The organism is Pseudomonas sp. WC1 (assembly GCF_050586565.1).
GTDB lineage: Bacteria > Pseudomonadota > Gammaproteobacteria > Pseudomonadales > Pseudomonadaceae > Aquipseudomonas.
On the sequence record NZ_JBOBDQ010000016.1, the window covers coordinates 80,053 to 103,203 of the forward strand.

The 23,151-nt window shown below is 63.3% G+C and carries 21 protein-coding genes and 1 pseudogene; 14 read left to right on the plus strand and 8 right to left on the minus strand.

Translation table 11 applies throughout. The annotated features are described in order from the left end of the window. The first annotated feature begins 141 nt into the window (after positions 1 to 141). The 3 genes from ACQ4OD_RS10075 to sbcB all read left to right on the plus strand — a co-directional run bounded on the left by ACQ4OD_RS10075 (position 142) and on the right by sbcB (position 2,503). Positions 142 to 528 (plus strand): tetratricopeptide repeat protein, encoded by a 387-nt coding sequence (locus ACQ4OD_RS10075; RefSeq protein ID WP_198755706.1) that lies wholly within the window; start codon positions 142 to 144, stop codon positions 526 to 528. Between the two features lie 123 nt (positions 529 to 651). Beyond that, entirely contained in the window at positions 652 to 1,011 is a 360-nt protein-coding gene (locus ACQ4OD_RS10080; RefSeq protein ID WP_430944233.1) for a PilZ domain-containing protein, read from the plus strand. A gap of 61 nt (positions 1,012 to 1,072) precedes the next feature. Continuing rightward, positions 1,073 to 2,503 (plus strand): exodeoxyribonuclease I, encoded by a 1,431-nt coding sequence (gene sbcB, locus ACQ4OD_RS10085; RefSeq protein ID WP_430944234.1) that lies wholly within the window; start codon positions 1,073 to 1,075, stop codon positions 2,501 to 2,503. Between the two features lie 73 nt (positions 2,504 to 2,576). Here the strand turns inward: sbcB and mvaT are convergent, their stop codons facing one another. Continuing rightward, positions 2,577 to 2,954, minus strand: coding sequence for a histone-like nucleoid-structuring protein MvaT (gene mvaT, locus ACQ4OD_RS10090; protein WP_028690229.1), 378 nt, complete (start codon positions 2,952 to 2,954; stop codon positions 2,577 to 2,579). A 302-nt stretch (positions 2,955 to 3,256) separates the two neighbouring features. Here mvaT and purU point away from each other — a divergent pair, with 302 nt between their 5' ends. Further along, the gene (gene purU / locus ACQ4OD_RS10095; protein ID WP_046856933.1) at positions 3,257 to 4,108 is read left to right on the plus strand and encodes a formyltetrahydrofolate deformylase; all 852 of its coding nucleotides are present in this window, start codon (positions 3,257 to 3,259) and stop codon (positions 4,106 to 4,108) included. A 154-nt stretch (positions 4,109 to 4,262) separates the two neighbouring features. Here purU and ACQ4OD_RS10100 read toward each other — a convergent pair whose 3' ends face one another. The 5 genes and pseudogenes from ACQ4OD_RS10100 to ACQ4OD_RS10120 form a co-directional block, all read right to left on the minus strand. Further along, the gene (locus tag ACQ4OD_RS10100) at positions 4,263 to 5,255 is read right to left on the minus strand and encodes a lysylphosphatidylglycerol synthase transmembrane domain-containing protein (protein ID WP_102682784.1); all 993 of its coding nucleotides are present in this window, start codon (positions 5,253 to 5,255) and stop codon (positions 4,263 to 4,265) included. After that, entirely contained in the window at positions 5,252 to 6,016 is a 765-nt protein-coding gene (locus ACQ4OD_RS10105; protein WP_198755705.1) for a DUF2334 domain-containing protein, read from the minus strand. The genes ACQ4OD_RS10100 and ACQ4OD_RS10105 overlap by 4 nt, the downstream gene beginning before the upstream one ends. Further along, a complete protein-coding gene (locus ACQ4OD_RS10110; RefSeq protein WP_102682782.1) occupies positions 6,009 to 7,130 on the minus strand; it encodes a glycosyltransferase family 4 protein in 1,122 nt (373 codons plus the stop codon). The genes ACQ4OD_RS10105 and ACQ4OD_RS10110 overlap by 8 nt, the downstream gene beginning before the upstream one ends. Before the next feature lie 146 nt (positions 7,131 to 7,276). Then, on the minus strand, positions 7,277 to 8,041 hold the full coding sequence (locus tag ACQ4OD_RS10115) for a methyl-accepting chemotaxis protein (RefSeq protein ID WP_371041571.1): 765 nt from the start codon (positions 8,039 to 8,041) through the stop codon (positions 7,277 to 7,279). A 93-nt stretch (positions 8,042 to 8,134) separates the two neighbouring features. Continuing rightward, positions 8,135 to 9,271: pseudogene (locus ACQ4OD_RS10120) on the minus strand (HAMP domain-containing protein); the annotation flags it as partial. A 51-nt stretch (positions 9,272 to 9,322) separates the two neighbouring features. Here ACQ4OD_RS10120 and ACQ4OD_RS10125 point away from each other — a divergent pair. Beyond that, complete coding sequence (locus tag ACQ4OD_RS10125; protein WP_430944235.1) at positions 9,323 to 10,798, plus strand: helicase HerA-like domain-containing protein; 1,476 nt, start codon at positions 9,323 to 9,325, stop codon at positions 10,796 to 10,798. 101 nt (positions 10,799 to 10,899) lie between these two features. Here the strand turns inward: ACQ4OD_RS10125 and ACQ4OD_RS10130 are convergent, their stop codons facing one another. Further along, positions 10,900 to 12,372, minus strand: coding sequence for an inorganic phosphate transporter (locus ACQ4OD_RS10130; RefSeq protein WP_023629967.1), 1,473 nt, complete (start codon positions 12,370 to 12,372; stop codon positions 10,900 to 10,902). Between the two features lie 312 nt (positions 12,373 to 12,684). Next, on the minus strand, positions 12,685 to 12,885 hold the full coding sequence (locus tag ACQ4OD_RS10135) for a hypothetical protein (RefSeq protein WP_023629966.1): 201 nt from the start codon (positions 12,883 to 12,885) through the stop codon (positions 12,685 to 12,687). Between the two features lie 567 nt (positions 12,886 to 13,452). Between ACQ4OD_RS10135 and pcaR the strand changes: the two genes are divergently transcribed. The 9 genes from pcaR (at position 13,453) to pcaC (ending at position 23,125) form a co-directional block, all read left to right on the plus strand. Further along, complete coding sequence (pcaR, locus tag ACQ4OD_RS10140) at positions 13,453 to 14,322, plus strand: pca regulon transcriptional regulator PcaR (protein WP_102682779.1); 870 nt, start codon at positions 13,453 to 13,455, stop codon at positions 14,320 to 14,322. Between the two features lie 416 nt (positions 14,323 to 14,738). Continuing rightward, positions 14,739 to 16,085, plus strand: coding sequence for an MFS transporter (locus ACQ4OD_RS10145; protein WP_046856926.1), 1,347 nt, complete (start codon positions 14,739 to 14,741; stop codon positions 16,083 to 16,085). Positions 16,086 to 16,266: 181 nt separating this feature from the next. Then, on the plus strand, positions 16,267 to 17,127 hold the full coding sequence (locus ACQ4OD_RS10150) for a CoA transferase subunit A (protein WP_102682778.1): 861 nt from the start codon (positions 16,267 to 16,269) through the stop codon (positions 17,125 to 17,127). Next, complete coding sequence (locus ACQ4OD_RS10155) at positions 17,124 to 17,903, plus strand: CoA-transferase subunit beta (RefSeq protein WP_198755703.1); 780 nt, start codon at positions 17,124 to 17,126, stop codon at positions 17,901 to 17,903. The genes ACQ4OD_RS10150 and ACQ4OD_RS10155 overlap by 4 nt, the downstream gene beginning before the upstream one ends. Then, positions 17,900 to 19,105, plus strand: coding sequence for a 3-oxoadipyl-CoA thiolase (pcaF, locus tag ACQ4OD_RS10160; protein ID WP_258701620.1), 1,206 nt, complete (start codon positions 17,900 to 17,902; stop codon positions 19,103 to 19,105). Before ACQ4OD_RS10155 ends, pcaF begins: the two co-directional genes overlap by 4 nt. A 161-nt stretch (positions 19,106 to 19,266) precedes the next feature. Beyond that, complete coding sequence (locus ACQ4OD_RS10165) at positions 19,267 to 20,556, plus strand: MFS family transporter (RefSeq protein WP_102682775.1); 1,290 nt, start codon at positions 19,267 to 19,269, stop codon at positions 20,554 to 20,556. A gap of 9 nt (positions 20,557 to 20,565) precedes the next feature. Further along, the gene (locus ACQ4OD_RS10170) at positions 20,566 to 21,918 is read left to right on the plus strand and encodes a 3-carboxy-cis,cis-muconate cycloisomerase (RefSeq protein ID WP_277503027.1); all 1,353 of its coding nucleotides are present in this window, start codon (positions 20,566 to 20,568) and stop codon (positions 21,916 to 21,918) included. Positions 21,919 to 21,930: 12 nt separating this feature from the next. Then, positions 21,931 to 22,722: a 3-oxoadipate enol-lactonase gene (gene pcaD, locus ACQ4OD_RS10175; protein WP_430944236.1), complete on the plus strand. Its 792-nt coding sequence runs from the start codon at positions 21,931 to 21,933 to the stop codon at positions 22,720 to 22,722. A gap of 10 nt (positions 22,723 to 22,732) precedes the next feature. Further along, positions 22,733 to 23,125: a 4-carboxymuconolactone decarboxylase gene (pcaC, locus tag ACQ4OD_RS10180; protein ID WP_070093782.1), complete on the plus strand. Its 393-nt coding sequence runs from the start codon at positions 22,733 to 22,735 to the stop codon at positions 23,123 to 23,125. The last annotated feature ends 26 nt before the right edge of the window (positions 23,126 to 23,151 follow it).

The following is a 23,151-nucleotide window of genomic DNA, read 5'->3' on the forward strand; positions in this document are numbered from 1 at the left end:
CTCAATTGCGCTGTAGTCATTGTTCCGTTGCACTACCTGTACGGTTGCGAGGGTGGCGTTTGAACGGTCGCTGTATGCTTGCAAAAGGCTGTGAAGATTTGCCGTGAAAGGCCGATACACTGCCATCAAAGGAGAATTCCCATGCGCACCCTGATCGTTTTGACCATGGCGGCCAGTGTCGTCGGCTGCACCCGCTGGTCCATGGACCACCACCTGAACAATGCCTATCGCGCCTATGACCGTGGTGACTGTGCAAAGGTGATGCTGGAGCTGTCGCAGGTCGACCGCACCAGCCGTGCCCGGCCGTTCATCCACCCGGAAGTATCGCTGCTGCGTGGCCAGTGCCTGGAGCGCCAGAAGCTCTACGTCGACGCGGCGCAGACCTACCAGTACCTGATCCAGCAGTACCCGCGCAACGAATACGCCTACCGCGCGCAGGCGCGCCTGCAGACGCTGGAGAAGCTCGGACACCTGCGTGGCAGCGAAGCGGCGATGGCCAGCCCGGTGAACACTACACCTTGGCGTTAATCCCAAGGTGTCGATGATTTCATGTAGTCCGTCCGTCGGACTGGGCTAATCTGTTGGAGAGTTGTAACGATCATCGCCAGTACCTTGTCTTCCTGGCTCCAGGTACAGGACTTCACTGCGATCATGTTTATCGAGCGACATATAGAGCGTCATCAACTGCCTTGCGTGCTCAAGGTCTTCAACCGCTGCACCGACCAGCAGATCGGCTATCTGGGCAATGCCTCCGAAGACGGCCTGATGCTGATAAGCCAGTTGCCGGTGCTGGTGGGGCCGGACTTCGAGCTGCAACTGCGTGTTCCCCTTGCCGGCGGTGGCCTGCAGTTCATCAACCTGACCGCCAGTTGCCTGTGGTGCCGCGAAGATGAAACGCCCGGGCATTTCGATGCCGGTTTCATGTTGTTGCAGGCGCCGCAGGAATACGACGACTTTGTCCGCTCGCTGCGCGATTTCTTCAGCTTCCGGCCCATGAACGCCTCTGCGTAAGGCTGGCCCAGCCCTCGCGCGTGCCGTTAGACTCTGGTCGACCTTGTTACAGGAAGACCCCGTGAGCTCCAGCATCTTCTGGCACGACTACGAAACCACCGGCATCAATCCACGCTGCGATCGCCCCCTGCAGGTGGCCGGCGTGCGCACCGACCTCGATCTCAACGAGATCGAGGCGCCGATCAGCCTCTATTGCCGGCCCTCCGACGATATCCTGCCGCACCCGGCGGCCTGCCTGGTGACCGGCATTACTCCACAGCAGCTGGCCAGCCAGGGGCTGTGCGAGGCCGAATTCATGACGCGCATCCATGCGCAACTGGCCCGGCCTGGCACGTGTGGCGCCGGCTACAACACGTTGCGCTTCGACGATGAGGTCACCCGCTACAGCCTCTACCGCAACTTCTTCGACCCCTATGCCCGTGAATGGCAGGGGGGCAACAGCCGCTGGGACTTGATCGATGTGGTGCGTACTGCCTATGCGCTGCGCCCCGAGGGCATCGTCTGGCCGCAGCAGGATGGACGCACCAGCTTGCGTCTGGAGTTGTTGAGCAAGACCAATGGCATCGACCATGGCCATGCCCACGAAGCGCTTTCCGACGTGCGGGCGACCATTGCCCTGGCCCGGTTGATTCGGGACCGGCAGCCCAGGTTGTATGACTGGTTGTTCCAGTTGCGCAGCAAGCACAAGGTCATGGAGCAGATCCGCCTATTGCAGCCCCTGGTACATGTATCCGGACGTTTCTCGGCGCAGCGTAACTATATCGGTGTGGTGTTGCCATTGGCCTGGCACCCGCGTAATCGCAACGCGCTGATCGTCTGCGACTTGCAGCAGGATAGTTCGCCGCTGCTCGAGGAGAGTGCGCAAGCATTGCGTGAGCGTTTGTACACGCGGCACGAAGATATGGCCGAGGGCGAACTACCGGTACCGCTGAAGTTGGTGCATATCAATCGGTGCCCGGTGCTGGCGCCGCTATCGGTACTGCGCCCGGCCGATCAACAACGGTTGGGGCTTGAATTGTCGGTGTTGCAGGCGCAGGCGCAGCAGTTGGCCAACCAGCAAACTGTTTGGCGAGACAAGCTGGGCATCATCTATCAGGAAGAGGGCTTTGCACCCAGTGAAGACCCGGAGCAACAGTTGTATGACGGTTTCCTCGGTGACCGCGACAAACGCCTGAGCGAGCAAGTGCGGTGTACCGATCCGGCGCAATTGGCCAAGGGGCAGTGGATGTTCGATGATCCGCGCATGCCGGAATTGTTGTTCCGCTATCGGGCGCGAAACTTTTCCGACACCCTTGATGAACAAGAGCGCGCACGTTGGCATGCGTTCTGTCAGCAACGTCTTACAGACCCTGCCTTTGGTGCACCGAACACCCTGGCCGATTTCGAGCTGGCATGCCAAAGCAGCCTGCTAGACGCCAGCGAGGCGGGGCGTCAGGTACTGGAAGCCTGGCAGGGCCATATCCGACAACTGAAAGTGCAATACCAGCTTTGAAATGTGCAGATAAACAAAAACGCCGGCAACTGCCGGCGTTTTCATGTTGAAACCAATGCGCCCGTTAAGCGTATCAGTCCAGCAGGGTGGCCCAGCTTTCGACGACGTCGCCGCCCCACTTGGCTTTCCACTCTTTCAGGGTCTTGTGGTTGCCACCCTTGGTTTCAATAACCTCGCCGTTATGCGGGTTCTTGTATTGCTTGACCTTGCGTGCACGTTTGGTGCCGGTGGTCTTGACTGCGCCACGCGGCGCCTTGCTCAGTTTGCTTTCCGGATCGAGCAGCGCGATCACGTCACGCAGCGATTTACCGTTTTCGGCCATCAGCTCGCGCAGCTTCTTTTCGAACTCCAGCTCTTTTTGCAGTTTGCCGTCTTGCGACAGGTTGGCCAGACGGGCCTGAAGTTCCTTGATAGCTTCTTCGGTGGCGCGGTACTCGTTGATCAGGGACATGGTGTGTTCCTTAGTACATGTTCAGGGAGAGAGACAGTGGGGGCAATAATAGACAGACGATACTCTCAAGTAAACAATTTAAAATTGAAGACTCAATTAATAGTAGGGCATGACTTCACGGTCATTAGGTTAAGAAAAATTTACAAATTTCTTGGGGCAATGCCGATTACCCCCTTGGGAAAAAGGCTATGGACCTGTGTGATCGAGCCCTTCAGGCAAGGCGCTCAGGTAAAGATGATTACTGCGTTTTCCCCGGCAGGCCGCTAGAATATGCGCCTTTGCGAAGTTCTGGAGTCTCTCTCATGCGCACCTATCGACTGGTGATTGCCTGCCCCGACCGTGTCGGCATCGTGGCGAAAGTCAGTAATTTCCTGGCCCTCTACAATGGCTGGATCAACGAAGCCAGCCACCATTCCGACGAGCAGAGCGGTTGGTTCTTCATGCGCCATGAGATTCGCGCCGAGTCCCTGCCGTTCGGTATCGAGGCTTTCCGCGAGGCGTTCGCGCCGATCGCCGAAGAGTTCTCCATGACCTGGCGGATCACCGATTCGGCACAGAAGAAGCGCGTGGTGTTGATGGCCAGCCGCGAATCGCACTGCCTGGCAGACCTGCTGCACCGTTGGCACACCGACGAGCTGGATTGCGAGATCCCGTGTGTGATCTCCAACCACAACGACCTGCGCAGCATGGTCGAATGGCACGGCATTCCGTTTCATCATGTGCCGGTCGATCCGAAGGACAAGCAGCCGGCGTTCGCCGAGGTATCGCGCCTGGTCGAGGAGTGTGGTGCCGATGCCGTGGTGCTGGCGCGCTACATGCAGATCCTGCCGCCGCAGCTGTGCCAGGCATACGCGGAAAAGGTCATCAACATCCACCACAGCTTCCTGCCGTCGTTCGTCGGCGCCAAGCCTTATCACCAGGCGGCGCTGCGTGGCGTGAAACTGATCGGCGCGACCTGCCACTACGTGACCGAGGAGCTCGACGCCGGCCCCATCATCGAGCAGGACGTGGTACGGGTCAGCCATGCCGACAGCATCGAGGACATGGTCCGCTTCGGCCGCGACGTGGAGAAGATGGTCCTGGCCCGTGGCCTGCGCTATCACCTGGAAGACCGCGTGCTGGTGCACGGCAACAAGACCGTGGTGTTCAACTGAGTCGAGGGCCGGTGCATGGCGGATCCACGTGACAAGGCCGGCGCCTCGGCGCCAGCGACCTTGGGCGAGGGTTGCCTGGCCCGCTTCGATCCCGAAGCCCTGAGCGACGAAGACGGCACTGAGTTCCCTGGTGCTGTCGAACTCTGGGGGCGGCTCAACCCGTCTGTCGGCGCCGACGATCCAGCAATGGCCGCGCCAGCAGATATAGAAACACCGGCCCCCCGGCCAACAGATAGAAATAGTAGGTAACCGCGCGCCAGATCAGAATGGCCGCGGCTGCCGTCGAACTGCCCACCAGCGGTGACAGCAAGGTCGCCGAAGTCAGCTCCGCCGCGCCGGCGCCGCCCGGCAGCAGGCTGAACTGCCCCGCGCTGAGCGACAGCATCTGCACCAGGAAGCTCGGAATCCACGCCAGCTCCACGCCCAATCCGCGCAACACCAGGTACAGCACGCTATAGCGCAGGCACCAGTGCGCGCAGGTCAGGAAGAACACCGCAGCCAGTGTGCGCCGTGGCATGCGCCAGGTATCGCCCAGGGCATGGATGAAGCGCAGCACTTTGCGTGCCCAGCGTCGCCGCCGTGCCGGTGACATGCCCAGGCGCCGCAACAGCCGACCATTGCCGCGCATCACCCCGCGTCGATAACGCAGCAGCAGGACGATTCCCGCCAGCGCGGTGCACAAGAGCAACGCGCTGCCCATCAACATTTGCGTCTGGCTGTGGCCGAGCCTGTGGAAGAGGGCGTACGCGGCTATCGCCAGCATGGCGCAGAAGAAGAACAGCAGGTCGCTCAACTGGTCCATGGCGAATACCGCGCCGCTAAGCGAAGGCGCGATACGCTCGCGTTTCAGCAGGGTCATCAGCGTCAGTGGGCCCCCCGTACCGCCAGGAGTGGTACAGATGGCGAACTCGGTGGCCATGACCACTCCCAGGCTGCGGAGCCGGCCCACCCGGGCGCCCTGTTCGCCGAGCAGCAGGCGCAGGCGCAGGGCATTGAGCGTCCAGCACAGCAGGATCATGCCCAGCAGCAGCGCCATCAGGCCGGGGGCGAAGGATTGCAGGCGTGGGAGCAAATCGCGGCCGCCCAGCAGGGCGGGCACTGACACTGCCAGCAGCAAGGCCAGGCCTAGCCAGCCCAGGCGACTCATGGCGCGGCCTGGCGCTCCAACCAGGCCGACTTGGTCAGTGGCTCACGCCCCTGCGCCAGCAATTGGTGCAAGGTCTCGAGCCAGTAATTGCGTGAGCTGGCGTGGCGCATGTCCACCGGATGCAGGCCCAGGCGCAGAGTGTCGGCCTCGCGCCAGCGCCGGCACTGCCAGTCACTGACTACCTTGGACAACCCTCGTCTCCAGGCGCTGCGCGCACTCCATACCAGCCCCGGGGCATCAAAGGCGGTGAAGTCCGGCAACCGGTACAGGTGCCTTGGGGTGCTGGTGTAGCGCAGCGGCAGCTGGCGCAGCGCCTGGCGCGTGCCTTCGCTCATCAGCCAGGCGGGGGCGACGAACCCCGCCACTGGCCAGCCTTGTTGCCCGAACAATGCCAGCCCGGCTTGCAGGCGCTGAAGTGCGCTGGCCTGTTCCAGGCCGTGGAACTCACCTTCGTGGGTGTAGATCCGGCGCATGAAATATTCGCGCGGCCCGCGAGGCGCCGGACCGTCGTCGGCATGGTAGTAGCCGTGCAGGGCCAGTTCGTCGCCACGGGCCAGGCGTCGGTCGAGCAGGCGACAGAAGGTGGGCGAATGCGTGAGCGGATTGCGGTGGTGGAAATCCGGCACCACCAGCCAGGTCATGGGCACGTCCCCCAAGTCATCGATCGCCTGGACGAAGGGCTGGTAGTCCGGCCAGGTTTCCGGCGCCACGTCGTGCAGCACCAGCATCAGGCTGCGTCGGGTGGAGGTGGGCTCAGCCATGGGCGCGCACCGGTAGCGGGTGGCCCAGCACCGCCTGATAATGCTGGAGCAGGCCACTGACCACGTTGTCCCAGCTGTAATGGCGTTCCACGTGGCGACGCGCCTGGCTGCCAAGCTGGCGCACGCCGTGGTCGAAGACTTCGCGCACGGCGGCGGCCATGGCGCGGCCGTCGTTAGGTGGGCACAGGCGGCCGCACTGTTCGTTGACGATTTCGCCGAAGGCGCCAGCGTGCACGGCCACCACGGGCGTGGCACTGGCCATGGCCTCGAGAATGACCAGGCCGAAGGTTTCCTGGTCGCCGGCGTGCACCAGCAGGTCGGCGCTGGCCAGTAGCCGAGCGACTTCATCGGGGGGGCAGAAGTGGTCGATCACGCTGACATTGTCTGGCACCCCGATCGGCATGTTCGAGCCCACCAAAAGCAGGTGATAGGGCTGCCCGAGTGCCTGCATGCAGTCGAGCAGTACCGGCAGGTTCTTTTCCCGCGAGCCACGGCCGGCAAACACCAGCAGTCGACTGGTATCGGCGATGCCCAGTTCGCGACGCAGGCCGGGGTCGCGCTTGTCAGGGTGAAATTGCATCAGGTCCACCCCCAGGCGTTGCACATGCACATTCTCGACCCCCAGCCTGCGCAGCTTGTCGGCCATCACCTGGCTGGGCGCGAGTACCCGGTCGAAATGCCCGTAGAGCTTGCTGACATAGGCCTCGACATTGGGGGTGAACCAATTGCCCATGCGGTTGCTCACCAGCAGCGGCAGGTCGGAGTGATAGAAGCCGATCACCGGGACATCGAGCTTGCGCCGCGCTTCCAGGGCCGCCCAGGCGGTGAGGTAGGGGTCGCCGACTTCGATCAGGTCGGGCTGCAGACGACGCAGCTCCTTGCACCAAGGGGCCAGGCGCACCGGGAAACGGTAGCCGTTGCCGAAGGGTAGGGGCGGCGCGGGAACATGGTAGACGCCATTGGTCTGGCTGGCGCTGGCGCCGGGAATCAACAGGCTGTGGCGAACGCCGGACATGGCGTCGAGGCGGCGGTGTTTGGCATCAAGATAGGTTCTTACCCCGCCGCTGGCCGGGGCATAGAACATGGTGATGTCGGCGATGTGCACGATCAGCATCCCTCCGGGATCGTCCTCGGGTGTGTCACCAGGCGGCACGGGGCCGACGATGACGCGCCTTAGGGTTGACCTACTTGAAGGATAGTTTGTTCGATCGAGGTTTGGCGCGGCCCGCTCCCACTGCAAAAGTGGGAGCGGGCGCAGGGTCAGATGCGGAAGCTGCCGACCAAGTGCTTGAGGCGACCGGCCTGCTGTTCCAGGTCCGAACAGGCGCGCAGGGTGGCCTGCAGGTTCTCGACGCCTTCCTGGTTGAGCATGTTGATCTCGTTGATGTCCATGTTGATCGAGTCGACCACGGCGGTCTGCTCTTCCGTGGCGGTGGCCACCGACTGGTTCATGCCGTCGATCTCGCCGATACGCTGGGTGACGCTGCCCAGGCGCTCGCCGGCCTGGTTGGCGATGTCCATGCTGTCCTGGCTGTGACGCTGGCTCTGGCCCATGGTATCGACCGACTCGCGAGCGCCAACCTGCAGCTCTTCGATCATGGTCTGCACCTGTTGCGCCGACTCCTGGGTGCGGTGCGCCAGATTGCGTACCTCGTCGGCGACCACGGCGAAGCCGCGCCCGGCCTCACCGGCGCGTGCAGCCTCGATGGCGGCGTTGAGGGCGAGCAGGTTGGTCTGCTGGGAAATGCTGGTGATCACCTCGAGGATCTGGCCGATGTTCACGGTCTTGTTGTTCAGCGTCTCGATATGCTCGCTGGAGGTGACGATCAGGTCCGAAAGGCGGTTCATCGCATCGATGTTGCGCTGCACCACCTGCTGGCCTTCCTCGGCCAGCAGCCGCGCGGAGCTGGCATGCTGCGAGGCCTGGGCGGCATTGCCGGCGATCTCCTGGGCGGCGGCACCGAGCTGGTTGATGGCGGCGGCGACGCTGTTGGTGCGATTGGACTGCTCGTCGGAGTTGGCCATCGACGAGTTCGAGGCGCTGATCACGCGCAGCGCCACTTCGTTGACCTGCTCGGTGGCCGATGACACCTCGCGGATCGAACCGTGGATGCGTTCGACGAAGCGGTTGAAAGCGGTGCCGAGAATGCCGAATTCGTCGTGGTTGTGAATTTCCAGGCGGCGGGTCAGGTCGCCTTCGCCTTCGGCGATGTTCGACATGGCGCGGGTCATGGTGTGCAGTGGCTGCATCAGCACGCGGATCAACAGCCCGAGCAGGGCGATGATGATCACCACCGCCACCACTGTGGCAATCACTGCCGAGGTGCGGAAGGTGCTGAGCATCGAAAATGCCTTGTCCTTGTCCACCGACAGGCCGATGTACCAGTTGGCCGATGGCAGGCCTTTGACCGGGGTGAAGGTCAGCAGGCGGGTTTCGCCATTGAGGGTGACTTCGGTCAGGTCGCGGGACAGGCGAGGGGTGTTCTGCGGGAACAGGTCTGTCAGTGATTTCATCACCAGGTTCTTGTCCGGGTGCACCAGGATCTTGCCCTGGTCGTTGACCAGGAAGGCATAGCCCATGCCGCCGAAGTTCAGCGAGTTAATGATCTCCACCAGGCCGTCGAGGGCCAGGTCGCCGCCGACCACGCCAACCGAGCGCGACGCGGTGCTGATGATCGAGATGACCATCTTGTTGGTGGCCATGTCGATGTAGGGCTCGGTGAGGATCGGGCCGCTGGCGTTCAGGCCGTCCTTGTACCAAGGGCGCACGCGCGGATCGTAGCCGTCAGGCATCTTGGTGTCGGGGCGCACGGTGAAGGTGCCGTCGGGCTGGCCCAGGTAGATGGTCAGGAAGCTTGAGGTGAGCGCGCTCTGGCCCAGCAGGGTGCCGGTGTTCTGTGGGAACTGGGCGAGGTTCTGGGCGACGTTGTCGACCAGTTTGATGCGCCCTTCGAACAGGTTGCGGATGTTGGTGGAGGTGGACTCGCCCATCTCGGCCAGGTAGTTCTCCAGGTCTTCGCGAATGGCGTTACGCTGGAGATAGTCGTTGTACAGGGTGAACAGGCTGAAGGCGAGTATCACGATCAGTGATGCCGCCAGAAGAATCTTGTGGCTGAAACGAAGGCTTTTGTTCATAACGTGATCGTGTCCGCTAAGGTTTTTATCGGGTCGTTCGCACAAAGCACGGCTGGAAAACAGTGCAACAAGTCCCGTGGGTCCTTTTCGGGTTGTTACTGTCTTTCTGGTAAGAATCATTTTGAAATATCGGCTGTCACGCGGCAGAACTTGAGCAGGGGATGAAAGAAGATGTCAGATTCCTTACGAATGGTTGTAGGGGCGGGGCCGGATGGTCAGCCGGTATCCCAGGCCATGCGCCTGGCCAACCGGCATGGCCTGGTGGCCGGAGCCACGGGCACCGGCAAGACGGTGACCCTGCAGCACCTCGCCGAGCTGTTCAGTGACGCCGGGGTGGCGGTATTCGCCGCGGATGTCAAGGGCGACCTGTGTGGCCTCGGAGCGGCGGGCGCGCCGCAGGGCAAGGTCGCCGAGCGGATCGCCGGCATGCCGTGGCTGAATCACACGCCCCGGGGCTACCCGGTAAGCCTGTGGGATGTCGCGGGGCAATCGGGGCACCCCCTGCGCACCACGATGAGTGAAATGGGGCCGCTGTTGCTGGGCAACCTGCTGGAGCTCACCGACAGCCAGCAGGCTGCCTTGTATGCGGCGTTCAAGGTGGCCGACCGGGAGGGCTTGCTGCTGCTCGACCTGAAGGACCTCAAGGCCCTGCTCGCGCACCTCAAGGACAACCCGCAATTGCTGGGCGAGGACAGCGCGTTGATGACCAGCGCTTCCACGCAGGCGCTCTTGCGCCGGTTGGCGACGCTGGAACAACAAGGGGCCGAGGCATTGTTCGGCGAACCGGCGCTGCAGCTCGAAGATCTGCTGCGCCCGGAGGGCGACGGGCGCGGCCGCATCCACCTGCTCGATGCCAGCCGTCTGGTGCATGACGCTCCCAAGGTCTATGCGACGTTCCTGTTGTGGTTGCTGGCTGAACTGTTCGAGCAATTGCCGGAGCGCGGCGATGCCGACAAGCCCGTGCTTGCGCTGTTCTTCGATGAGGCGCATCTGCTGTTCAATGGTACGCCCAAAGCGTTGCAGGACCGCCTGGAGCAGGTGGTGCGGCTGATCCGCTCCAAGGGCGTTGGGGTGTACTTCGTCACCCAGTCGCCGGGAGATCTGCCGGATGCGGTATTGGCTCAGTTGGGGTTGCGTATCCAGCATGGCCTGCGCGCCTTCACCGCCAAGGAGCAGAAATCATTGCGTGCCGTGGCTGATGGTTTCCGGCCGAACCCGGCGTTCGACAGCCTGGCGGTGCTCACTGAGCTCGGTATCGGCGAAGCCTTGGTTGGCACCCTGGAGGAGAAGGGCACGCCAGCCATGGTTCAGCGGGTGTTGATCGCGCCGCCACAGTCGCGGATCGGACCCTTGAGCGCGGCTGAGCGCAGTGCGCTGATCGCGGCGTCACCGTTGTCAGGGCGTTATGACAAACCGATCGATCGTGAGTCGGCCTATGAAATGCTCACGCAGCGCAAGGGTGAGCCTGTGGAGCCGGTACCCCAGGCCAAGGCCGAGGACGACAGCTTCGCCGACAAGGCCGGCGAGTTCTTGCAGAGCGCGGCGGGGCAGGCGATAAAGTCGGCGGTGCGCCAGGCGGCCAATCAGCTGGGGCGCCAGTTGGTGCGTGGGTTGATGGGGTCGCTGTTGGGTGGGAAGAAACGTTAAACCTCAATGGGCCTATCTCGGGACAAATCGCATCGGCGCACCGCCGCTCCCACGAAAAAGGCGCCCTGCAAGGGGCGCCTTTTTCAGTACTGCATCAGCACTCAGCTAATGGCCTTGGTGGCCAGCCAGAACAGGCCAGCCGCCAGGCCCATCGACGCCGGCAGGGTGAGTACCCAGGCCAGCAGGATGGTCTTCACGGTGCCGCCCTGCAGGCCGCTCTTGTTGGCGACCATGGTACCGGCGACACCAGACGACAGCACGTGGGTGGTGGACACCGGCAGGCTGAACACGTTGGCCATGCCGATGGCGCAGGCCGCGGTGATCTGGGCCGACATGCCCTGGGCATAGGTCATGCCCTGCTTGCCGATCTTCTCGCCAACGGTCAGCACCACGCGTTTCCAGCCGACCATGGTGCCCAGGCCCAAGGCCAGGGCGACAGCGACGATCACCCAGAACGGGGCGTATTCGGTGGTGGCGGTCAGGTCCTTGCGCAGTTTATCCAGGTCAGCCTTTTCGCGAGGCTCCAGGCCTGGCAGCTTGCCGACCTTCTTCGCCGTGTCGTCCAGGCACAGCAGGTAGCGGCGCACTTCGACGCGCTTCTCGGCGCTCAGGGCGCGATAGTCGGTCACACCGGCGAGCGACGATTGCAGCGCGGCGATGGTCGGCTCGGTCTGCTGCGGATTGCAGCTGAACTGCTCCGGCAGGTCGCTTGCCTGCGCCTTGCCCAGTGCCAGGAACTCGCCCAGGGTGGCGGCGTTGCGCTGGTAGAACTGGCTCAGGTGCAAGGTGGCATCACGGGTACGCTCGATCTGGTAGGTGGTGCTGTTCAGGTCGAGGACGAACTTGGCCGGGACGATACCGATCAGTACTAGCATGATCAGGCCGATGCCTTTCTGGCCATCGTTGGAGCCGTGCACGAAGCTCACGCCCATGGCCGAGATCACCAGCACCAGGCGGTTCCAGAACGGCGGGTGCTTCTTGTCGTCGAGCTTGCGGCGCTGGTCAGGGGTCTTGTGCATCTTCGACAGCGGGCGCCACCATTTCAGGCCAATCAGCACCAGGGCTGCGACAGCAAAGCCGGCCATTGGCGAGAGCACCAGGGACATGGCGATATCGATGGCCTTCTGCCAGTTGACGCCGTCACCCAGCGGAATGTCGCTGAGCAGGGCGTTGGCCAGGCCGACGCCGAGGATCGAGCCGATCAGGGTGTGCGAGCTGGACGCCGGAATGCCGAAGTACCAGGTGCCCAGGTTCCAGGTGATGGCGGCGGCCAGCAACGAGAAGACCATGGCCAGGCCGTGGCCGGTGTTCACATTGATCAGCAGTTCGACCGGCAGCAGGTGGACGATGGCATAGGCCACCCCGACACCACCGAGCAGAACGCCGAGGAAGTTGAACACGCCAGAGAAGAACACGGCGAGGTGCGGTGGCATGGCCTTGGTATAGATGACGGTGGCTACCGCGTTGGCGGTGTCATGAAAGCCATTGATGAACTCGAAGGCGAGCACGAAGGTCAGAGCGAGCGTCAAGCTCACGATAACCCAGGCATCCAGTCCGCTGAATAAATCGATCATGAAGGTTGTCTGGCGGTCTTAGGGGGGGCGGATTATGCCAGAAAACCATGGCAATCGATGCACCTGCCGCTGACCGATGGCAGGAGAATGCCGGCATGGCACGAGCACTCACGTGCCGGGTAATCGCAAAAAAACGCCGTTAAAAATCGATAAAATTCAGAAAAATCAGCTATTTGAAGTGATTTTTACTGGGCTTGCGCAATTAAAACGACTGTATGAAATTTGTGTGATTCCATTTCATATCACAGTTTTTCGCCGGCATGCTTCGCCGCACACCCTTCCTGGGTGATGGCGCATTGGCACTGAGCGGCTTCAATTGTCGTCGCTGCGCAGCTCCTTTTCGATCTTCTCGATTTCCTGGGCGAACGCCTGGTCGAGAACGCTGGCACGCTTACGCCAGGGTTTGCGTTCCGGGTCGGGTTGTGCGGCATACGTGGTGACTTCACCACCGTAAACATCCTTGTAACGTTCAGCCTGGCGCTCGAGTTCCGCGCGCAGTTCTTCTTTCGTCACAGTAATACCTGAATAGGTTGAAGTGGGGCGTCAGCCTTTAAATACACACGCAGAATGCGGATATGTCGGCAAGCCCAACAATTCATTGCACCGAAATGGCAATGCATGAGTTGGCAAGCTGCTGTGCAGCGCACGGCAAGCCACTGCAAAGACAGGGCTGGCAGTCGCAAGGCAACGAAAGTGCGTTGATTGGATCCGTTAAACGGTGCTTGCAATCAACACCGGCAATTATAGCAATCGCCCGGTTGAAGGCTATCGTTCTTTACCTGCAACTGACAATAGACCTTAAGTTTATTGTGCAGTCTATAAACCCTTTGTCGTGCCGGCATTCAAAAGGTTCAAGCCGATGTGCCAAGCAAGTTCGCCGTCTACTGTCAGAAATGAAAACGGCCTCGCTGAGGGGCGAGGCCGTTGCCTGGGACTTCTACGGTGGGTACCTGACCAGTCTCTCCAAAGAAGCCACATGTGGCAGGGGAAAGGTATAAGCAAAAGTGTCAGCGGTCAATTGCGATTATCGGCCGTTCGTTCGATAATCGCACGAGGTAGCGATTTTTTTGAGGCATGTCCATGAGCGAAGAAACCAGCGGCCAGTCAGCCAACGAGCCCGCACGCAGTACCAGCCCCACCCTGGCACCCCCGATCGTGGCGTCGGCTGCCAAGCGTATCCAGGCATTCACCGGTGACCCTGATTTCATGACCTCCCTGGCCCGTGGCCTGGCAGTGATCCAAGCCTTTCAGGAGCGCAAGCGCCACCTGACCATCGCCCAGATCAGCCATCGAACGGAGATTCCGCGGGCCGCGGTGCGGCGCTGCCTGCATACCCTGATGAAGCTGGGTTACGCGACCACTGACGGGCGTACCTATTCGCTGTTGCCCAAAGTGTTGACCCTTGGTCATGCCTACCTGTCATCCACGCCATTGGCGGTGTCGGCCCAGCCTTACCTGGATCGCATCAGCGACCAGCTCCACGAAGCGGCCAACATGGCCACATTGGAAGGCGATGACATCCTTTATATTGCGCGCTCCGCCACGGTCGAACGGCTGATCTCGGTGGACCTCTCGGTCGGTGGGCGTTTGCCGGCCTATTGCACTTCGATGGGCCGTATCCTGCTGGCGGCACTGGACGATGCCAGCCTGCACGAATACCTGGAACGCGCCGACCTCAAGGCCCGTACCAGCCGTACCCTGCATGACCCGGCCTCGTTGTTCGCGTGTATCCAGCAGGTGCGTGAGCAGGGCTGGTGCGTGGTGGATCAGGAACTGGAGCAAGGCTTGCGTTCGATTGCCGTGCCGATCTATGACGCGTCGGGTCAAGTGCTGGCGGCGCTGAATGTCAGTACCCATGTCGGCCGCGTCAGCCGCGGGGAACTGGAGCAGCGTTTCCTGCCGATCCTGCTGGCGGCCAGCAGGGACTTGTGCCATCAGCTATTTGGCTGAGCCCGCCGGGGCGCGTTGCGCCCCATTGCCGGCAAGCCGGCTCCCACACCGACCGTGCTCAGCTGGCTTGCCAGCGATGAGGCGATTACGAACAACACAAGACAGTTGCTCATACGCGGAAACGTTGAACACGCCATACCGTTTCCTGTTCGATAAACGCACAATGTCGCTCTCGACGAATTGCGCCGCCCACGCCCGCTGATTAATGTCTGTCGCACCTGTCGGCTGCGCCGACCGGATAATAACAACAGGCCCGAGGGCATCCCCATGACCACTGTCCCTTCGCTGTCGCGGTCGCACCCGCGCACGGTGCTGCTGCACTCCGGCTGAGCACGGCCGACCTATCCGCTGTTTTCTGTTCCAGTGCATCCGCCCCGCGCGGTAGCCTGCCTGCGCCCAACTCCCGGATAACAATAATGAACAAGCCACAATCCGCTGTCGGCAACTGCCTCGACGTCCAATCCTTCATCAATGCCCAGCCGCTGTCCCGTTATCAATGGCGGGTGGTGATCCTGTGTTTCCTGATCGTCTTCCTCGACGGTCTGGACACCGCCGCCATGGGCTTCATCGCCCCGGCGCTGTCTCAGGAATGGGGCATCGACCGGGCGAGCCTCGGCCCGGTGATGAGCGCCGCGCTGATCGGCATGGTGTTCGGCGCCCTCGGCTCCGGCCCGCTGGCCGACCGCTTCGGACGCAAGGGCGTGCTGGTGGGCGCGGTATTGGTGTTCGGTGGCTTCAGTCTGGCCTCGGCCTACGCGAGCAATGTCGACCAATTGCTGGTGTTGCGCTTTCTGACCGGCCTGGGCCTCGGGGCTGGCATGCCCAACGCCACCACCTTGCTGTCGGAATACACTCCGGAGCGCCTCAAGTCGCTGCTGGTGACCAGCATGTTCTGTGGCTTCAACCTGGGCATGGCCGGCGGCGGTTTCATTTCGGCCAAGCTGATCCCGGCATATGGCTGGCACAGCCTGCTGGTGATCGGCGGTGTCCTGCCACTGCTGCTGGCAGTGGTGCTCTTGGCCTGGTTGCCGGAGTCGGCGCGATTCCTTGTGGTGCGCAACCGCGGCGCCGACAAGGTGCGCAAGACCCTGGCGCCGATCAATCCTGAACAGGTGGCCCAGGCATCGAGCTTCAGCGTGCCGGAACAGAAGGCGGTGGCGGCGCGCAACGTGTTTGCGGTGATCTTCTCGGGTACCTATGGCCTGGGCACCGTATTGCTGTGGCTGACCTATTTCATGGGCCTGGTGATCGTCTACCTGCTGACCAGCTGGCTGCCGACACTGATGCGAGACAGCGGCGCAAGCATGGAGCAGGCCGCCTTTATCGGCGCATTGTTCCAGTTTGGCGGGGTGCTCAGCGCGGTGGCAGTGGGTTGGGCCATGGACCGCTTCAACCCGCACAAGGTGATCGGCATCTTCTACTTGCTGGCAGGTGTGTTCGCCTACGCCGTTGGACAGAGCCTGGGCAACATCACCTTGCTGGCGACTCTGGTGCTGGTTGCCGGCATGTGCGTGAACGGCGCGCAATCGGCCATGCCCTCGCTGGCGGCGCGCTTCTATCCGACCCAAGGCCGTGCCACAGGCGTTTCCTGGATGCTCGGGATCGGCCGCTTCGGCGCGATTCTCGGCGCCTGGAGCGGGGCTACGCTGCTGGGGTTGGGCTGGAATTTCGAGCAGGTGCTGACGGCACTGCTGGTGCCGGCGGCATTGGCCGCGGTGGCTGTCGTGGTGAAAGGGTTGGTCAGCCACGCGGATGCGACCTGAGGTCTGGTGGCTCGCTCCTGCAGGATCGTATAAATAGCAGGGTAACAAATTGTTCGATAATCGCACAAAAGTGCGATTATCGGATTGAGATAACCCCCTCAGTCTCCTTAATCTGGGCCCATCGCAGCGATGCATCGGCCCGCTGCTCACTGACCCGACTCGACCTGACCAGGAGTCTCCAATGGCAGCAATCCTCTCGCTTCACGAGGCCGTGAAGCAGTTCATCCAGGATGGCGACAGTGTCGCCCTCGAAGGTTTCACCCACCTGATCCCGACCGCCGCCGGCCACGAGATCATCCGCCAGGGCAAGCGCGACCTGACCCTGGTGCGCATGACCCCGGATCTGATCTACGACCAGCTGATCGGCGCCGGTTGCGCGCGCAAATTGATCTTCTCCTGGGGCGGCAACCCGGGCGTGGGCTCGCTGCATCGCCTGCGCGACGCGGTGGAGAAACAGTGGCCCCACGCGATCGAGATCGAGGAGCACAGCCACGCCGACCTGGCCAACGCCTATGTCGCCGGTGCCTCCGGCCTGCCATTCGCGGTGCTGCGCGCCTACGCCGGTTCCGATCTGCCAAAGGTCAACCCGCTGATCAAGTCCGTCACTTGCCCATTCACTGGCGAAGTACTTGCCGCGGTACCGTCCGTGCGCCCGGACGTCACCGTGATCCATGCGCAGAAGGCCGATCGCAAGGGCAATGTGTTGCTGTGGGGCATCCTCGGTGTGCAGAAGGAAGCGGCGCTGGCAGCCAAGCGCTGCATCGTCACCGTCGAGGAGATCGTCGATGACCTGCAGGCGCCGATGAATGCCTGTGTGCTGCCCACATGGGCCCTCAGCGCGGTATGCCTGGTGCCTGGCGGCGCCCACCCTTCATACGCCCACGGCTACTACGAGCGCGACAACCGCTTCTACCAGGCCTGGGACCCGATTGCCCGCAACCGTGAGTCGTTCACCGCCTGGGTCGACACCTATATCCGTGGCACCGCCGACTTCACCGAATTCCAGGCCAGGCTGGCCAGCACCGCGGAGGCCGCGCAATGAGCTACTCCACTTCCGAAATGATGACCGTCGCCGCCGCCCGTCGCCTGCGCAATGGCGCCGTCTGCTTCGTCGGCATCGGCCTGCCTTCCAAGGCCGCCAACCTGGCGCGCCTGACCTCGTCGCCGGACGTGGTGTTGATCTACGAGTCCGGTCCGATCGGTGCCAAGCCCAGCGTGCTGCCGTTGTCCATCGGTGACGGCGAGCTGGCCGAGACCGCCGACACCGTGGTGCCTACCGGTGAGATCTTCCGTTACTGGCTGCAGGGTGGGCGCATCGATGTAGGGTTCCTCGGCGCTGCCCAGGTTGACCGCTTCGGCAATATCAACACCACCGTGGTCGGTGACTACCACGCGCCGAAGACCCGGCTGCCAGGTGCCGGCGGCGCCCCGGAGATCGCCGGTTCCGCCAAGCAGGTGCTGATCATCCTCAAGCAGTCGCCGCGGGCCTTCGTCGACAAGCTCGACTTCATCACCTCGGTGGGGCATGGCGAAGGCGGCGATTCACGTCAGCGCCTGGGGCTGCCGGGTGAAGGTCCGGTCGGCATCATCACCGACCTGTGCATCATGGAGCCGGAGGCGGGTAGCCATGAGTTCGTGGTCACCTCGATCCACCCAGGCGTGACCCGCGAGCAGATCATCGCTGCCACTGGCTGGGCGATCCGTTTCGCCGACGACGTGCGGCAAACCACGGCTCCGAGCGAGGTAGAACTGGCCGCCCTGCGCGACCTCGAAGCGCGCACCGCCGCCGCCCATGGCCAGACGGCAGGAGAAGCCTGATGCGAGACGTCTTTATCTGCGATGCTGTGCGTACTCCTATCGGTCGTTTCGGCGGGGCCTTGGCCTGCGTGCGCGCCGACGACCTGGCGGCAGTGCCGCTCAAGGCGCTGATCGAGCGCAACCCGGATGTGCGATGGGATCAGCTCGACGAAGTGTTCTTCGGCTGTGCCAACCAGGCCGGCGAGGACAACCGTAACGTGGCGCGCATGGCGCTGTTGCTGGCCGGCTTGCCGCACAGCGTCCCAGGCGTGACCCTCAACCGCCTGTGCGCCTCGGGCATGGACGCCGTTGGCAGCGCCTTCCGGGCCATCGCCAGCGGCGAGATGGAGCTGGCGATTGCCGGTGGCGTCGAGTCGATGTCCCGCGCACCGTTCGTGATGGGCAAGGCCGAGAGCGGCTACTCGCGCAACATGAAGCTCGAGGACACCACCATCGGCTGGCGCTTCGTCAATCCGTTGATGAAGGCCCAGTTCGGTGTGGACTCGATGCCCGAGACCGCCGACAACGTCGCCGATGATTACCAGGTATCGCGTGCCGACCAGGATGCCTTCGCCCTGCGCAGCCAGCAGAAGGCTGCCGCCGCGCAGGCCGCCGGCTTTTTCGCCGAGGAAATCGTCCCGGTGCGTATCCAGCACCGCAAGGGTGAGACGGTGGTCGAGCACGACGAACATTTGCGCCCGCAGACCACGCTGGAGGCGCTGGCCAAGCTCAAGCCGGTCAACGGCCCGGACAAGACCGTTACCGCTGGCAACGCCTCGGGTGTCAACGACGGTGCCGCCGCGCTGATTCTGGCTTCGGCCGAGGCGGTGAAGACGCACGGTCTGACCCCACGTGCCCGGGTGCTGGGCATGGCCAGCGCTGGTGTGGCGCCACGGGTGATGGGTATCGGCCCGGTGCCCGCGGTGCGCAAGCTGACCGAGCGCCTTGGCATTGCCGTGGCCGACTTCGATGTCATCGAACTCAATGAAGCCTTTGCCAGCCAGGGCCTGGCAGTGCTGCGCGAGCTGGGTGTGGCAGACGATGCACCGCAGGTGAACCCCAATGGTGGCGCAATTGCCCTGGGGCATCCGCTGGGCATGAGCGGGGCACGTCTGGTGCTGACGGCGTTGCATCAGTTGGAGAAGAGCGGCGGGCGCAAGGGCCTGGCGACCATGTGCGTGGGCGTTGGGCAGGGGTTGGCGTTGGCCATAGAAAGGATCTGATCCTTTGGAACCCTCCGCTTGCACGAGCATGCCTGCCAGGCAGCGTGGGAGCGGCCTTGCCCCGCGATGAGGCCGGTAGCCATGACGCACGGGCAAGGCGGAACGAGTGTGTAACCAGGTATGTCTAGAATTACCTGTGACCCTCCAGGAGCAAACGCACCATGACCTCAACCTATTACACCGGCGAAGAACGCAGCAAGCGTATCTTCGCCATCGTCGGCGCCTCGTCGGGCAACCTGGTGGAATGGTTCGACTTCTATGTCTACGCCTTCTGCGCCATCTATTTCGCCCCGGCTTTCTTCCCCTCCGACGACCCCACGGTGCAGTTGCTCAACACCGCCGGCGTGTTCGCCGCGGGCTTCCTGATGCGCCCCATCGGTGGCTGGATCTTCGGCCGCCTGGCCGACCGTCACGGGCGCAAGAACTCGCTGATGATCTCGGTGCTGATGATGTGCGGCGGCTCGCTGATCATCGCCTGCCTGCCCACCTACGCCAGCATCGGCACCTGGGCGCCAGCGCTGCTGCTCCTGGCGCGGCTGATCCAGGGGCTGTCGGTGGGCGGTGAGTACGGCACCACCGCCACCTACATGAGTGAAGTGGCGCTGCGTGGCCAGCGCGGTTTCTTCGCCTCGTTCCAGTACGTCACCCTGATCGGCGGCCAGTTGCTGGCGGTGCTGGTGGTGGTGATCCTGCAACAACTGCTCACCGAGGACGAACTGCGCGCCTATGGCTGGCGCATCCCGTTCGTGGTCGGTGCCATTGCCGCGTTGATCTCGCTGATGCTGCGCCGTTCGCTGAAGGAGACCAGCAGCGCAGAGACCCGCCAGGACAAGGATGCCGGTAGCATCAGCGGGCTGTTTCGCAATCACGCTGCCGCGTTTATCACGGTGCTGGGCTATACCGCTGGTGGTTCGCTGATCTTCTATACCTTCACCACCTACATGCAGAAGTACCTGGTCAACACCGCCGGCATGAACGCCAAGAGCGCCAGTTTCGTCATGACCGGCGCGCTGTTCCTGTTCATGATCCTGCAGCCGCTGTTCGGCATGCTCTCCGACCGCATCGGCCGGCGTAACTCGATGCTGCTGTTCGGCGCCCTGGGGACGCTCTTCACCGTACCCTTGCTGATGGCGCTGAAGACCGTGACCAGCCCGTTCATGGCCTTCGTGCTGGTAAGCCTGGCCTTGTGCATCGTCAGCTTCTACACCTCCATCAGCGGCCTGGTGAAGGCCGAGATGTTTCCGCCACAGGTTCGCGCATTGGGCGTGGGGCTGGCCTACGCCGTGGCCAACGCGGTGTTCGGCGGCTCGGCCGAATACGTGGCACTGGGCTTGAAAACCTTGGGCATGGAGAACACCTTCTACTGGTACGTAACCGCCATGATGGCGGTGGCCTTCCTGTTCAGCCTGCGCCTGCCGAAGCAGGCGGCGTACCTGCACCACGATCACTAAGGACGTTGCATGAGCAACCAACTGTTCGACGCCTACTTCACCGCCCCGGCCATGCGCGAGGTTTTCTCCGACCGGGGCCGGTTGCAGGGCATGCTCGACTTCGAGGCGGCCCTGGCCCGCGCCGAGGCGGCCGCCGGGCTGGTGCCGCACACGGCGGTGGCTGCCATCGAGGCGGCCTGCAAGGCCGAGCGCTACGATGCCCGGGCGCTGGCCGACGCCATAGCGGTGGCCGGCAATTCGGCGATCCCGCTGGTCAAGGCCCTGGGCAAGGTGGTCGCCAGTGGCGTACCCGAGGCCGAGCGCTACGTGCACCTGGGCGCCACCAGCCAGGATGCGATGGACAGCGGCCTGGTGCTGCAACTGCGCGATGCGCTGGGATTGCTCGAAAACGATCTCGGCAAGCTGGCCGACACCCTGGCGCATCAGGCATTGCAGCATGCCGACACGCCGCTGGTGGGGCGGACCTGGTTGCAGCATGCCACGCCGGTGACGCTGGGCATGAAGCTGGCCGGTGTGCTCGGCGCCCTCACTCGCCATCGCCAACGCCTCAAGGAACTGCGTCCGCGCCTGCTGGTGCTGCAGTTTGGTGGCGCTTCCGGCAGCCTGGCGGCGCTGGGCAGCAAAGCGCTGCCGGTGGCCGAGGCCCTGGCCGCGCAACTGAAGCTGTCCTTGCCCGAACAGCCGTGGCACACCCAGCGTGACCGCCTGGTGGAGTTTGCCTCGGTGCTGGGCCTGGTCGCCGGCAGCCTGGGCAAGTTCGGCCGTGACGTCAGCCTGCTGATGCAGACCGAGGCGGGCGAGTTGTTCGAACCCGCCGCGCCGGGCAAGGGCGGGTCCTCGACCATGCCGCACAAGCGCAATCCGGTCGGGGCGGCGGTGTTGATCAGCGCCGCCACCCGTGTGCCCGGGCTGCTCTCGACCTTGTTCAGCGCGATGCCCCAGGAGCACGAACGCAGCCTTGGCCTGTGGCATGCCGAGTGGGAAACCCTGCCGGAGATCTGCTGCCTGGTCTCCGGTGCCCTGCGTCAGGCCCAGGTGATCGCCGAGGGCATGGAGGTGGACGCCGAACGCATGCGCAGCAACCTCGACCTCACTCAGGGCCTGGTGCTGGCCGAGGCGGTCAGTATTGTCCTCGCCCAGCGCCTGGGCCGCGACCGGGCCCATCACCTGCTGGAGCAGTGCTGCCAGCGCGCCGTGGCCGAAGGGCGCCATCTGCGTGCAGTGCTTGGTGATGAGCCGCAGGTCAACGCCGAGTTGTCCGGCGAGGAGCTCGACCGCTTGCTCGACCCCACCCATTACCTGGGCCAGGCCCGCGTCTGGGTGGCGCGCGCCGTGGCCGAACATCAACGTTTCACTGCCTGAAAGGAGACCGCTGTGGCGCATTTGCAACTGGCCGATGGCGTACTGAACTACCAACTCGATGGCCCGGCCGATGCGCAGGTGCTGGTGCTCTCCAACTCCCTGGGCACCGACCTGGGCATGTGGGATGAGCAGATTCCCGCCTGGAGCGAACACTTTCGCGTGCTGCGCTACGACACCCGTGGCCATGGCGGCTCGCTGGTCACTCAAGGCCCCTACAGCATCGAGCAGTTGGGGGGCGACGTGCTGGCCCTGCTCGAGGCGCTGGACATCGAGCATGCACACTTCGTCGGCCTGTCCATGGGCGGCCTGATCGGCCAGTGGCTGGGCATCAACGCCGGCCAGCGCCTGCACAGCCTGACCCTGTGCAACACTGCGGCAAAAATCGCCAACGACGAGGTCTGGAACTCCCGCATCGACGCGGTGCTCAAGGGTGGCCAGCAGGCCATGGCGGACCTGCGCGACGGCTCCATCCCCCGTTGGTTCACCCCGGCCTTCGCCCAGGCGCGGCCGGACGAGGCCCAGCGCATCTGCCAGATGCTCGCGCGCACCAATCCAGAAGGCTATGCCGCCAACTGCGCGGCGGTACGTGATGCCGATTACCGCGAACAGCTGGGGCGCATCCAGGTGCCGACGCTGGTGGTGGCGGGCTCTGCGGACGTGGTGACCACGCCTGAGCATGGCCGCTTCATGCAGCGCCGCATCGTCAACGCGACCTATGCCGAATTCCCGGCGGCGCACCTGTCCAACGTCGAGATCGGCGCGGCCTTCAGCGCCCGTGTGCTCGATTTCCTGCTGGCCCGCTGAGGAACCTGCCATGGATGAGAAACAACGTTACGATGCCGGCATGCAGGTGCGCCGCGCGGTGCTCGGCGATGCCCACGTGGACCGCAGCCTGGAAAAGCTCAATGACTTCAACGGCGAGTTCCAGGAGATGATCACCCGGCACGCCTGGGGCGATATCTGGACCCGCCCCGGCCTGCCCCGGCACACCCGCAGCCTGATCACCATCGCCATGCTGATCGGCATGAACCGCAACGACGAGCTCAAACTTCACCTGCGCGCAGCCGCCAACAACGGCGTGACGCGTGAGGAGATCAAGGAAGTGATCATGCAGAGCGCGATCTACTGCGGGATCCCGGCGGCCAATGCCACGTTCCATCTGGCCGAGTCGGTGTGGGATGAACTGGGGGTGGAGTCCAGGCAGTAACGCATCGCGGGGGAAAGAGAAACGAA